This window comes from Nocardioides sp. L-11A, from assembly GCA_029961745.1.
Lineage (GTDB): Bacteria > Actinomycetota > Actinomycetes > Propionibacteriales > Nocardioidaceae > Nocardioides.
Genome location: CP124680.1, coordinates 3,157,948 through 3,171,297, shown reverse-complemented (window position 1 = coordinate 3,171,297; position 13,350 = coordinate 3,157,948). Strand labels below are relative to the sequence as shown.

Annotated in this window: 12 protein-coding genes; all 12 read left to right on the top strand. The window is 69.2% G+C overall.

Annotated elements, in window-relative coordinates:
• Positions 1–15: 15 nt before the first annotated feature.
• The 12 genes from QJ852_15220 (at position 16) to QJ852_15165 (ending at position 13,346) form a co-directional block, all read left to right on the top strand.
• A complete protein-coding gene (locus tag QJ852_15220; GenBank protein ID WGX94503.1) occupies positions 16–1,230 on the top strand; it encodes an MCE family protein in 1,215 nt (404 codons plus the stop codon).
• A 1-nt stretch (position 1,231) separates the two neighbouring features.
• Positions 1,232–2,323, top strand: coding sequence for an MlaD family protein (locus QJ852_15215; GenBank protein WGX94502.1), 1,092 nt, complete (start codon positions 1,232–1,234; stop codon positions 2,321–2,323).
• Positions 2,320–2,880: a hypothetical protein gene (locus QJ852_15210; protein WGX94501.1), complete on the top strand. Its 561-nt coding sequence runs from the start codon at positions 2,320–2,322 to the stop codon at positions 2,878–2,880. The genes QJ852_15215 and QJ852_15210 overlap by 4 nt, the downstream gene beginning before the upstream one ends.
• 52 nt (positions 2,881–2,932) lie before the next feature.
• Positions 2,933–4,195, top strand: a complete 1,263-nt coding sequence (locus QJ852_15205) for a phospholipase D-like domain-containing protein (protein WGX94500.1) — start codon at positions 2,933–2,935, stop codon at positions 4,193–4,195.
• Between the two features lie 130 nt (positions 4,196–4,325).
• Positions 4,326–5,207 carry an SDR family oxidoreductase gene (locus QJ852_15200; protein WGX94499.1) on the top strand — a complete coding sequence of 294 codons (882 nt, stop codon included), beginning with the start codon at positions 4,326–4,328 and terminating at the stop codon, positions 5,205–5,207.
• Positions 5,204–5,752, top strand: a complete 549-nt coding sequence (locus tag QJ852_15195) for a carboxymuconolactone decarboxylase family protein (protein WGX94498.1) — start codon at positions 5,204–5,206, stop codon at positions 5,750–5,752. The genes QJ852_15200 and QJ852_15195 overlap by 4 nt, the downstream gene beginning before the upstream one ends.
• 119 nt (positions 5,753–5,871) lie before the next feature.
• Positions 5,872–8,001, top strand: coding sequence for an excinuclease ABC subunit UvrB (gene uvrB / locus QJ852_15190; protein WGX94497.1), 2,130 nt, complete (start codon positions 5,872–5,874; stop codon positions 7,999–8,001).
• A gap of 269 nt (positions 8,002–8,270) precedes the next feature.
• The gene (locus tag QJ852_15185) at positions 8,271–9,044 is read left to right on the top strand and encodes an ABC transporter permease (protein WGX94496.1); all 774 of its coding nucleotides are present in this window, start codon (positions 8,271–8,273) and stop codon (positions 9,042–9,044) included.
• Entirely contained in the window at positions 9,044–9,883 is an 840-nt protein-coding gene (locus QJ852_15180) for an ABC transporter permease (protein WGX94495.1), read from the top strand. Before QJ852_15185 ends, QJ852_15180 begins: the two co-directional genes overlap by 1 nt.
• 7 nt (positions 9,884–9,890) lie before the next feature.
• Positions 9,891–11,207, top strand: a complete 1,317-nt coding sequence (locus QJ852_15175) for an MCE family protein (GenBank protein WGX94494.1) — start codon at positions 9,891–9,893, stop codon at positions 11,205–11,207.
• On the top strand, positions 11,204–12,292 hold the full coding sequence (locus tag QJ852_15170) for an MCE family protein (GenBank protein ID WGX94493.1): 1,089 nt from the start codon (positions 11,204–11,206) through the stop codon (positions 12,290–12,292). The genes QJ852_15175 and QJ852_15170 overlap by 4 nt, the downstream gene beginning before the upstream one ends.
• Before the next feature lie 61 nt (positions 12,293–12,353).
• Positions 12,354–13,346 carry an MlaD family protein gene (locus QJ852_15165; protein WGX94492.1) on the top strand — a complete coding sequence of 331 codons (993 nt, stop codon included), beginning with the start codon at positions 12,354–12,356 and terminating at the stop codon, positions 13,344–13,346.
• Positions 13,347–13,350 lie beyond the last annotated feature (4 nt).

Genomic DNA, 13,350 nt, shown 5'->3' with positions numbered 1-13,350 from the left:
GGAACGATGACCGCGATGACTGCGATGCGGACGAGGGCCGGCGTCGCCGGCCTGCTCGTCCTCGTGCTGGGCGTGCTCTCGGCCTGCAGTACGACGATGCGCGACCTGCCCATCCCGGGCACGGGGGTCGCGGGCGACACGATCGAGATCGAGGCGCAGTTCGACGACGCCCTCAACCTCGCGGTGGGCGCGCCGGTCAAGGTCAACGGCGTCGACATGGGCAAGGTCAAGTCGATCGAGCCCGACGACTTCACGGCCCGCGCGACCTTGACGGTCAAGAAGGACGCGGTGGTGCGGGAGGGCGCCCAGGCGCGGCTGCGCTACACCACGCCGCTCGGGGAGCTGTTCGTCGACGTCACCAACCCGGCCACGGGCCCGGAGCTCGCCGACAAGGCCGTGCTGGGCCGCGAGAGCACCCGGACGGCCCCCTCCGTCGAGGACGCGCTGGCGCAGGCCTCGCTCCTGATCAACGGCGGCGGCCTCGACCAGCTGCAGACGGTCACCGAGGAGCTGAACACCGCGCTGAGCGGCAACGAGGCGGACTATCGCGCGCTGCTCGACAAGGCCTCCGTCTTCCTCACCCGGGCCAACGCCACCACCCAGGCGATCGACGGCGTCCTGTCCTCGATGAACTCGCTGTCGACCACGCTGAACGGGCGCAAGAAGACCATCAACCGGGCGCTCAAGGACATCCGCCCGGCCGCCAAGGTGCTGCGCGAGAAGACGCCGGCGTTCACCGAGCTGCTCGCCGAGGTCGAGAAGTTCAGCGGGGCCGCCAACGACACCGTCACCAAGACCCGCACCCAGCTGCTCAGCATGCTCAGCGAGCTGGAACCGGTGCTGGCGGAGTTCGCCGCCAACAACGGGACCTTCGAGAAGTCGTTGCAGGCCGTCATCCAGGCGTCCGGCTCGGCGGACGCGGTGATCGGCACCGACTACCTCAACATCGCGCTCGAGCTGCACGTCGACAACCTCAACATCGACGGCCTGCTGACCGGCGCCGTCAACGGGCTGGTCACCGACCTGCTCGACCTGATCGGCCTCGGCGACCTGCTGCCCGGGCTGCTGGGTGGCGGGAAGGGTGGCGGCAAGGCCAAGCACGGCGCGGCCGCCCCGGCGGCTCCTGCCGGTCCGGCCGGGACGGGGAGCACCCCGGACGGCACCGGGCCCACGTCCGACCCGCTCGGCCTCAACGGCCTGCTCGGCGCGCTGTTCGGACGGGGGGCCTGAGATGGTCAAGAAGATCCTGGGCGACCGGCTCTACCTGAGCCTCGCCGGCATCGTGGTGGTGCTGGTCGTGACGACGGCCTACATCTTCGCCGCCGTCCTCGACCAGCCGCTGACCTCGCGCCCGGTCGAGGTGAAGGTCCAGCTCGCGCAGACCGGCGGTCTCTTCGAGGGCTCCGTGGTGACCTATCGCGGCATCAAGGTCGGCAAGGTCCGCTCGATCGTGCCCGCGGCCGAGGGGGTCGAGGCCACGATCGCCATCACCACGGGCACCGAGATCCCGAAGGACTCGCTGGCCCGGGTACGCAGCCTCTCGCCGGTCGGCGAGCAGTACCTCGACTTCCAGCCACAGCAGGCCGCCGGGCCGTACCTCGCCACCGGCGACGTCGTGCCCGCCGAGTCGACCGACCTGCCCAAGAGCCTGAGCTCGACGGTCGTCGCGGTCAACAACGTGCTGCGCCAGATCGACGACAAGAAGCTGCGGATCGTCCTGGGGGAGCTGAGCACCGGCCTGAAGGGCACCGGCGACGACCTCGGCCAGATCCTCGACCAGGGGACCGCGATCCTGCAGACCCTCGACGAGGTGTGGCCCGAGACCGACCGGGTCATCGCCAACTCCGGCAGCGTGTTGTCCATCGCGACCGACAACGCCGACTCGCTGCGCCGGCTCGCGACCTCGGCGAAGCAGTTCGCGCGCTTCCTGCGCGACTACGACCCGGAGCTGCGCGACCTGCTGAAGCGGGGACCGGGCCAGCTCGACGAACTGGTCGAGCTGGTCGAGGACGCCAACCAGGTGCTGCCCGGCTTCTTGTCGACAGGAGTAAGTTTCACCGACGTGTTCCGTTCCTACGAGCCCCACCTGCGCAACCTGCTGCAGAACTACTCGCCGGGACTCCGGTCGCTGCTGTCGAAGGTGCGCGACGGCGAGCTGCGGATCGAGCTGATCCCCGACATGGACCCCCGGTGCAGCTACGGCACCGCGCGGCTGGACCCCAAGAAGACCGAGCGCCGGCCGCTGCAGAAGGACGGCCGCTGCGCCGCGTCCTTCGCCACGCTCCAGCGCGGCGCCGCCCACGCCCCGGGGCCGGTGCGGTGACCCGGGAGTCCCGGCCCAGCACCCTGCTCGTCGCGCTGGTCGCGGCCCTGGTCGCGAGCCTCGCGGTCATCGGCTGGCTGGTCGTCCAGGAGCGGGGAGCAGACGACGACCTCGCGGACGCCCGGTCGCGGGCACAGACCCTCGCGGCGCAGGACGACGCCGAGAAGGCGGCGATCGAGGCGGCCAAGGAGGTGCTGGTCGAGACCACGACGTACTCGTGGAAGGACGGCGAGCACGACTTCGCCTGGCTCGACAAGATCGCCGACACCGAGCTGAGGGCCAAGCTCGAGGCCAACGTCAGCACGCTCCAGCAGGCGATCGTCGACGGTCGAGCCACCGCGAAGGGCCAGGTCGTCGACGCGGCCGGGCGCGTGGTCGACGCCAGCCAGGTCGAGGTGCTCGCTTTCGTCGACCAGGCCATCACGGACGAGACCAATGCCGACGTGAAGATCGAGGAGCAGCGCGTCAGCATGACGATGAAGCTCGTCGACGGCAGCTGGCTGGTCGACCGGCTCGAGCTGCTGAGTGGCACCAACAGCGGCGAGGGCACCCCGTAGGACGTGAGCCCACCCACGACGGACGTCCGAGGACACCACTAGATTGACGCGCGTGGCGCACGACGACAACGACCCCCTGGCCGGCCTGAGGACCGCGCTGCGCCGCGTCCTGCTGACGCTGATCGGCGTGCCCTTCCTGGTGGCGATCGCGATGTCGCTCGTCGACTCCTACCGGCGCCGGGGCAAGCGGCCCAAGCCGTTCCCGACGACCCCACCGCGCACGGTCGCGGTGGGCGACGGGAACGTCACGACCTACACGTTCGGCCGCGACCTGTACGACGACATGCTGGCCGCGATCGACGGCGCCCAGCGCCAGATCCTCTTCGAGACCTACATCTGGAAGGGCGACGCGACCGGGGAGCGGTTCAAGCGTGCGCTGATCGCCGCTGCCGAGCGCGGCGTCGACGTCTACTGCATCTACGACGGGTTCGCGAACCTGGTCGTCTCGCCGGCCTTCCAGCGCTTCCCCCCGAGTGTGAAGGTGCTGCGCTACCCGGTCTACTCGGCCGGGTGGCGCTTCTTCGACCTGCGGCGCTACGGCCGCGACCACCGCAAGATCCTCGTGGTCGACGACAACGTCGGCTTCGTCGGCGGCTACAACATCGGCTCGGCGTACGAGTCGGAGTGGCGCGACACCCACGTCCAGATCACCGGACCCGCCGTCTGGGACCTCAAGCGGGCGTTCGCGGACTTCTGGAACCTCAACCGCCGCCGGCGGCTGCGCGGCTCCGAGCGCCCCCTGCTGCTGGAGACCGCGTCGACCTGGGAGCCCCGGGTGCGGGTGCAGCGCAATGTGCCGCGGCTGTGGATGTTCCCGATCCGCGCGATGTACATCGAGGCGATCAACCGGGCCAGCCGCAATGTGTGGATGACCCAGGCCTACTTCCTTCCCGACGAGGACTTCATCGACGCCGTCAAGGCCGCCGCCCGTCGTGGCGTCGACGTCCGGCTGCTGCTGCCGCTCAAGTCCAACCACATCGTGGCCGACTGGATCTCTCGCGGTCACTTCACCCAGTTGCTCGACGCCGGTGTGCGCATCCTGCGCTACCGCGACGCGATGGTGCACGCGAAGACCGCAACCGTCGACGGCACCTGGGCGACCGTCGGCACCGCGAACATCGACCGGCTCAGCCTCACCGGCAACTTCGAGATCAACGTCGAGATCATCGACGAGGGCTTCGCCCGCGAGCTCGAGGAGATCTTCGAGATCGACCAGTCGCACTGCCTCGAGCTGACCAGCGGCGAGTGGGAGGCGCGCGACGTGCACCGCAAGTTCACCGAGCTCGTCCTCGCTCCGCTCCGCCCGCTGCTCTGAATCCGGCCTGCTAGGGTGACGCTGTTGTAACAGCGTGTTGCACTCGGGGTTGCAACAACGCGGGAGGGCCGGCTGCCCCGGCCCGGCTCGTCGCCGCGACGCGCCGCCGACCCGAACCGAGGAGAAGCCCATGTGGTTCCGTGCACCCGTCCGCGACCTGACCGGCAAGCAGGTCCTGGTCACCGGCGCCGCCAGCGGCATCGGCCGTGCGGTGGCCGAGCAGGCGGCCGACCGGGGGGCGGTGCTGCACCTGACCGACGTCCAGCCGGAGCGCCTCGCCGAGGTCGCCACAGCGATCCGGGCCCGCGGCGGTCGGGTCGGCACCGCGGAGGTCGCCGATGTCGCGGACCATGAGCAGGTGCGCCGCCTCGCCGCCCACGTCACCGAGCGCGCCGGTGCCATGGACGTCGTGCTCAACGTGGCTGGCATCGCGATCTGGGGCACTGTCCGCAGCCTCGAGCCCGAGCACTGGCAGCGTCTCGTCGACGTCAACCTGATGGGTCCCATCCACGTCATCGAGGAGTTCGTGCCCCCGATGATCGACGCCGGCCGCGGTGGCCAGCTGGTCAACGTCTCCTCGGCCGCCGGCATCATCGCGATGCCGTGGCATGCGGCCTACAGCGCCACCAAGTTCGGTCTGCGGGGTGTCTCCGAGGTGTTGCGCTACGACCTGCGCAAGCACCGGATCGGCGTCAGCCTGGTGTGTCCCGGCGGCGTCGACACCGGCCTGGTCGAGACGATCCGGATCGCTGGGATCGACCAGCAGAGCAAGGCCTTCGTCCGTGCGCGCGGGCACTTCCAGAAGCGCGCCGTCTCCCCGGAGCAGGCCGCCGCGGCGATCTGGAAGGGCGCCCTGCGCAACCGGTACTGGGTCTACACCTCGCCCGACATCCGGCTGGTCCACTGGCTGCAGCGCTACTTCCCGCCCGGGTACGCCGTCGCGATGCGGGTGTTCAACTACGGCGCCAACAAGGTGCTGCCCGCGGTCGAGCAGGCGCGGCGGGTCGCATGAGCGGTCCGGACGAGCCGCGGATCACGCCCGGGGGCTGGCGCGAGGTCGGCCCCTTCGTCGCGGCCTTCGCCCGGATCGCCGGCCGGGTCCAGGGCACCGAGCCGCCGGCGGTCTTCCTCACCCTGGGCCGCCACCGCCGGCTGTTCTGGGGCTGGCTGCACTTCGCCGGCCGGCTGATGCCGGGGGGCCGACTGTCGCGGCGGGAGTCGGAGCTGGTCATCGTCCGGGTCGCGGCGCGCCGCGGATCGGCGTACGAGCTCGAGCAGCACCGGCGCCTGGCCCGCCGGGCCGGGCTGTCCCGCGCCGAGGTCGCCGCCATCGAGGCGGGGGAGAGGGACCCGGGTCTCAGCGCCCGGGAGCGGCTGCTGCTGCGCGCCACCGACGAGCTGCTCGCCGACCAGGACCTCTCCGACCCGCTGTGGGCGGAGCTGGGGACGCACTTCGAGGACCGCGAGCGGATCGAGATCCTGATGCTCGTGGGCCACTACACGATGCTCGCCACGGCACTGCACGCCCTGCGGGTCCGGCCCGACAGGCCGCGCTGATCCCTTGTAACTAAGTGTTACGTGCGCAACAACGCCCGGGTAGGTGCGAAAACCATGCTGTAACCCTTAGTTACAAGCGAGGCGGCGGTGCTGTCGGCGCTCCCTCGTAGGCTGGAGCCATGCGTCCGGTCACCGATCTCGAGCGTCGTGTCGCGCCCTTCCACGTGCAGTCCGACTACCAGCCCTCCGGTGACCAGCCGGCCGCCATCGCGGAGATCACGAAGCGCATCAACGACGGGGTCCAGGACGTCGTCCTGCTCGGCGCGACCGGCACCGGCAAGACCGCGACGGTGGCCTGGGTGGCCGAGCAGGTGCAGCGGCCGCTGCTGGTGCTCCAGCCCAACAAGACGCTGGCCGCGCAGTTCGCCAACGAGCTGCGTCAGCTCTTCCCGGACAACGCCGTCGAGTACTTCGTCTCCTACTACGACTACTACCAGCCCGAGGCCTACGTCCCGCAGACCGACACCTACATCGAGAAGGACTCCTCGATCAACGAGGAGGTGGAGCGGCTGCGCCACTCGGCGACCAACAGCCTGCTCACCCGGCGCGACGTGATCGTGGTGTCGACCGTGTCGTGCATCTACGGCCTCGGCACCCCGCAGGAGTATGTCGACCGCATGGTCCGGCTGCGGGTGGGGGAGGAGCACGACCGCGACTCCGTGCTGCGCCGGCTGGTCGAGATCCAGTACACCCGCAACGACCTCGCCTTCACCCGCGGCACCTTCCGGGTGCGGGGCGACACGCTGGAGATCTTCCCGGTCTACGAGGAGCTGGCGGTCCGCATCGAGTTCTTCGGCGACGAGATCGAGCGGCTGATGACGCTGCACCCGGTCACGGGCGAGGTGATCACCGAGGACCAGGAGCTCTACGTCTTCCCCGCCAGCCACTACATCGCCGGTCCCGAGCGGATGGAGCGGGCGATCAACGGCATCGAGGCCGAGCTCACCGAGCAGCTCGAGACCTTCGAGCGGCAGGGCAAGATGCTCGAGGCGCAGCGGCTGCGGATGCGCACGACGTACGACATCGAGATGATGCGCCAGGTCGGCTCCTGCTCCGGCATCGAGAACTACTCGATGCACATGGACGGCCGCAGCCGGGGGAGCGCGCCCAACACGCTGCTCGACTACTTCCCCGAGGACTTCGTGCTCGTGGTCGACGAGTCCCACGTCGCTGTCCCGCAGATCGGCGGCATGTACGAAGGCGACATGTCGCGCAAGCGCAACCTGGTCGAGCACGGCTTCCGGCTGCCGAGCGCCATGGACAACCGGCCGCTGCGCTGGGAGGAGTTCCTGGACCGGATCGGCCAGACGGTCTACCTCTCCGCGACGCCCGGCGACTACGAGCTCGACAAGGTGCAGGGCGACGTCGTCGAGCAGATCATCCGCCCCACCGGCCTGGTCGACCCCGAGGTCGTGGTCAAGCCGACCAAGGGCCAGATCGACGACCTGATCCACGAGATCCGGCTGCGCGCCGACAAGGAGGAGCGGGTCCTGGTCACGACGCTGACCAAGAAGATGTCCGAGGACCTCACCGACTACCTCCTCGATGCCGGCATCCGCACCCGCTACCTGCACTCCGAGGTCGACACCCTCAAGCGGATCGAGCTGCTGCGCGACCTGCGGCTCGGTGCCTATGACGTCTTGGTCGGCATCAACCTGCTCCGCGAGGGGCTCGACCTGCCCGAGGTGTCGCTGGTCTCGATCCTCGACGCCGACAAGGAGGGCTTCCTGCGCTCCGACAAGTCGCTGATCCAGACCATCGGCCGCGCGGCGCGCAATGTGTCCGGCGAGGTCCACATGTACGCCGACCGGATCACCCCGTCCATGGAGTCGGCCATCGACGAGACCAATCGTCGCCGGGCCAAGCAGGTCGCCTACAACGAGGCCCACGGGATCGACCCGCAGCCGCTGCGCAAGAAGATCGCCGACATCACCGAGATGCTCGCCCGTGAGGACGAGACGACCCAGGAGCTGCTGCAGACCTGGGCCGATGTCGGGCAGAAGGGACGCGCCGGGGGCGTGAAGCCGAAGAAGTCGCCCACGCCCCAGCTGCGCAGCACCGACATCGGCGGGCACGCCGCCGAGCTCGCCGGCCTGCCCAGCTCCGACCTGGCGCAGCTGATCCAGGACCTCACCGACCAGATGAAGGCCGCCGCGGCCGAGCTGCAGTTCGAGCTGGCCGCCCGGCTGCGCGACGAGATCGGCGAGCTCAAGAAGGAGCTGCGCCAGATGCTCGAAGCGACCAAGTGAGGAGGAAGCGCCGACCGAGGAACGAGGTCGAAGTGCTTCCGACGAACGCGGGAGCGCGGGAGCGCCAGCGAGCGCCGGCGACGAAGTGAGGAGCGGACGCCAGCCGAGGGACGCCGTGACTCGGGCCCGGACGGCAGCGTTGGAGTGAGAAGTCGGGTGAAAACGACCACGCTCCGGCCATGTCGCCTTGGTCACAACGAGAACGTGTTCTAGTATCGCCCCGTTGCCGGAGCAGGACCGGCGACAACCGTGGGGAGAGGAGTCGGCGCGTGGCGTTCAATGCCATGGCGGTCGTGCGCGGCCCCGGCGAGATCGCGCTGATGGTCGTCGAGGTCACCAAGCGGATCTTCACGCGCCCCTTCCAGTTCCGCGAGTTCCTCGAGCAGGCCTGGTTCGTCACCAGCGTGACGCTGATGCCGACGATCATGGTCTCGATCCCCTTCGGCGCGGTCATCTCGCTGCAGGTCGGCAATCTGACCGGACAGCTGGGCGCCCAGTCCTTCGCCGGAGCGACCGCCGTCCTCGCCACCGTGCGCGAGGCGGCGCCGATGGCCGCGGCGATGATCATCGCGGGGGCGGCCGGGTCGGCGATCTGCTCCGACCTCGGCGCGCGCAAGATCCGTGAGGAGATCGATGCCATGGAGGTCCTCGGCATCGACCCGCTCGAGCGCCTCGTCGCGCCGCGGGTGGTGGCGACGACGTTCGTCGCGGTGATGGTCAACGGCATCGTGATCGCCGCGGGCATCGGCGGCGGCTATTTCTTCACCGTCATCGTCCAGGGCGGGTCCGCGGGTGCGTTCCTGTCGACCTTCGCCGGGCTCGCCTCGCTGCCCGACCTCTACGTCGCGATGATCAAGGCGCTCATCTTCGGCTGGCTGGCCGCGATCATCGGCTCCTACAAGGGCCTCAACGCGGGCGGCGGCCCCAGCGGCGTCGGCCGCGCCGTGAACGAGACGGTGATCATCGCGTTCATGGCGCTGTTCTTCCTCAACGCCGTGATCACCGCCATCTACTTCCAGGTCGCACCCCCGGCGGGTCTGTGATGGCGGCGGCAGGCGAGTTCCTCGGCGACGCGTACAAGAGCGGCCGGGCGTCCCTCGAGGGGTACGGCGACCAACTGCTCTTCTACGTCAAGGCGCTGACCTGGGCGCCGCGTGCCATCCGGCGCTACCCGCGCGAGATCTCCAACACCCTGGCCGAGGTCACCTTCGGCGCGGGCGGCTTGAGCCTGATCGCCGGCTCGGCCGGCGTGATCGCGTTCATGGCGTTCTTCGCCGGCACCGAGGTGGGCATCCAGGGCTACGCGTCACTGAGCCAGATCGGAGTGGCGAAGTTCAGCGCCTTCATCTCCGCCTACTTCAACACTCGCGAGGTCGCCCCGCTGGTGTCCGCGATCGCCTTGGCCGCCACGGTGGGCTGTGGCTACACCGCCCGCCTGGGCGCGATGCGGATCTCCGAGGAGATCGACGCCCTCGAGGTGATGGGCATCCCGTCGCTGCCGTTCCTCGTCACCACCCGGATGGTCGCCGCCTTCATCGCGGTGATCCCGCTCTACCTCGTGGCCCTGTTGGCGTCCTTCCTCTCGCCGCGCCTGATCGTCGTCTACATCTACGGGCAGGCGCCAGGGACCTACGACCATGCCTTCTTCCAGTTCCTGCCGCCGATCGACATCCTGTGGTCCTTCTTCAAGCTGCTCTTCCTGGCGGTCGCGGTGATCCTCATCCACTGCTACTACGGCTACACCGCCTCGGGCGGCCCGGCCGGCGTGGGGAGGGCGGTCGGCAGGGCGATCCGGACGAGCATCGTGACCATCGTCGTGGCCAACTTCTTCCTGAGCTTCGCGATCTGGGGATCGACCACCACGGTCAGGATCACGGGGTGAGCCGCCGATGCTGGTGAACATCCATCACGACAGCCCCCGGGAGCACAACCGCCTCCTCGTGGCCGGCGTCGTCTTCCTCACCGTGATCGCGGTGCTCATCTGGCTCTCGATCGCCATCTACAACAAGACCTTCGACAACGTCACGACGGTCACGGTCAAGGCCGACCGCGCGGGCCTCCAGCTGGCCAAGTTCGGCGACGTCCGGATCCATGGCGTGCTCGTCGGTCGGGTCGACAAGATCGACCAGGACGGTGAGGAGGCGGAGATCACCCTCGCCCTGGAGCCCGACCAGGCCGAGCGGATCCCGGCCAATGTCGGCGTCCGGATCCTGCCGACCACCCTGTTCGGCCAGAAGTTCGTCGCCCTCGTGCGTCCCGAGGCCCCGTCCGGCCAGATCGAGGACGGCGACGTGATCCCGTCCGACCGGGTCGAGACGAACGTCGAGCTGAGCCAGGTACTGGCCGACCTCTTCCCGCTGCTGCGCGCGGTCCGGCCCGCCGACCTCAACGCCACCCTGCACGCCCTCGCCACGGCGCTGGAGGGCCGGGGCGAGCAGCTCGGCGCGACGATGGACCAACTCGGCGACTACATCGGCGCGATCAGCGATCACCTGCCGACGCTGCGCAAGGACCTGATCGCCCTCGCCGACGTCGCCGACGCCTACGACCTCGCCGCCCCCGACCTGCTCGACGTGCTCGACAACGTCACGGTCACCAGCAAGACGGTGACGGAGAAGGCCCAGGAGCTCGACGTCTTCTTCTCCGACCTCACCGGCCTGTCCGACACCGCCACGCGATTCCTGGGCGACAACGAGCAGAACCTGATCCGGATGGGGCAGGTCACCGCTCCCGTCATCGACCTGCTCGCCGAGTACTCCCCGGAGTTCCCGTGCCTGATCCGCGGCGCGGCCAACTACGCGCCGATCCTGTCCAAGACCTTCGAGGGCAACGTGGTCAAGCAGTACATCGAGTTCTTCCAGCCTCAGTTCCGGCCCTATGACGAGCGCGACCTGCCCCAGTACGGCGAGGTCGGCCACGGCCCCTGGTGCGCCGGCCTGCCGAACTTCACCGTGCCCGGCACCCCGAACCCGCTCGACCAGGGGTCCGACATCGACGAGAAGGGCGGCTTCTCGCCGCTTCCCCTGCAGGGCCTGCTCGGCCGGCCGGCCTCCATCGACAGCGGGTACGCCGGCAGCGCGGCCGAGCAGCGGGTGGTCAACGCGATGCTGGCCGGTGAGAGCGGTGCCGACGACCCGGCGGCGTACGGCGCCCTCGGCTCGCTCCTCTACGGCCCCGTCGTGCGCGAGGGGAGGGCCGCCGGATGAGCGGCCGCAACCAGCGCAACGCGGTCACCGTCGCCGCGGCGGTCAAGCTCGGCGTGTTCACGGTGGTCTCGGTGTTCGTGACCGGCCTGCTCGCGGTGATCATGGGCAATATCGGCTTCGGCGAGCGCAACGAGTACCAGGCGATCTTCACCAACGCGACGATGCTGGAGAAGGGCGACGACGTACGGGTCGCCGGCGTCAACGTCGGCGAGGTCAAGAAGGTCGAGCACTACCGGCGCTCGATGGCCAAGGTGAGCTTCAAGGTCGACGCCGGGGTGACGCTGACGACCGCCTCCCGGGCCAACATCCGCTTCCTCAACCTCGTCGGCGACCGCTACATGAGCCTCGAGCAGGGGACCGGCGCCGACGCGGCGGACCCGCTCGTCGACGGTGCCACGATCCCGGTCGGCAACACCGAGCCTGCGCTCGATCTGACCGTCCTCTTCGACGGCTTCAAGCCGTTGTTCGCCGCGCTCACCCCCGACCAGGTCAACGAGCTGAGCATGAACCTCGTCCAGGTGCTCCAGGGCGAGGGCGGCACGGTGCGCAGCCTCCTCGACCACACCGCGTCGCTCACCACGACCCTGGCCGACCGTGACCAGCTGATCGGGGAGGTCGTCACGAACCTCACCCAGACCCTTAAGACCGTCGACGACCGCCACGAGCAGCTGAGCACGCTGATCGTGGAGCTCAAGGATTGGATGACCGATCTCGCGAAGGACCGCGACACGATCGGATCCTCCCTCGACAACATCTCCGAGCTCACCGTGGCGGTCGCCGACCTGCTCCGCCGGGGCCGGCCGCTGCTCAAGGAGGACATCGCCGCCCTCCGCGAGCTCTCCAAGCTGCTCAACCAGAAGGAGAACCGGGCCAACCTCGCCGAGCTGCTCGACCGGATGCCGGAGACGATGACCGACCAGACCCGGACCGGCACCTACGGCTCCTGGTACCAGTACTACGTCTGCGGCGTCTCGGCGAGCATCCGGCTCCCGCTGATCGGCGACCTGCCGATCATCAAGGAGATCCAGAAGTTCATCACCGACTTCTCCTTCAAGTCCACGGCCCCGAGGTGTCAGGACCGATGAATCACCCCACGACGTTCTTCTCCCCCGCTTCGCTCCTCCGAACAACGTCGCGGGGACCCCGATGACCCATCCCGCGACCAAGGCCCGTGACGCCCGCATCCTGCGACTGGGCGTGATCACCCTCGTGCTCATGGCGCTCGTCTCGGCCGCCACCTTCAACCTCGGCAAGTTTCCCGGCTTCCGCGGCACCAGCTACTACGCCGAGTTCAGCGACGCCAGCGGCATCCGGAAGGGCAATATCGTCCAGGTCGGCGGCATCCGGGTCGGCCGGGTCACGGCCATCGCCCTCGCCGGAGACCGGGTGAAGGTGCGCTTCGAGGTCGACGGCGACGTCGACTTCGGCAAGGAGAGCAGCGCGTCGATCGAGGTGCTCAACCTGCTCGGTGAGAAGTTCCTCGACCTCCAGCCGGCCGGCAAGGGCCAGCTGGCGGCGGGCGGGACCATCCCGGTCGAGCGCACCCAGGCGGCGTACGACATCGTCGGCGTGTTCGGTGACCTGACCACGACGACCGAGGAGATCGACACCGACCAGCTCGCGCAGGCCCTCGACACCGTGGCCGACACGCTCGACGAGTCCGCGCCCGAGATCCAGGCGTCCTTCGACGGCATCTCCCGGCTCTCACGGAGCATCGCGTCGCGCGACGCCGAGATCCAGACCCTCTTCGAGAGCTCGAAGGAGGTCACCCAGGTCCTCGCCGACCGCAGCGAGGACATCGTGGAGCTGATGAAGAACAGCGACCTGGTCTTCCAGGAGCTGACGAAGCGCAAGGACGCGGTCCACGCGCTGCTGGTCAACGCCCGCGCCCTCGCCCAGGAGCTGCGCGGCGTGGTCGAGGACAACCAGGAGCAGATCGGTCCGGCGCTCCAGGAGGTCGACGGGCTCGTCTCGTTCCTGGTGTCGAAGAAGGACAAGCTCAAGGCTACCCTCGCCGCGCTCGGCCCCTATGTGTCCATCCTCAGCAACATCATCGGCACGGGGCCGTGGTTCGACGCGTACGCCGCGAACCTGCTGGCCCTGCCCACCGGTGAGTTCGTCCCCGGGTTCGACGGGTGAGGGC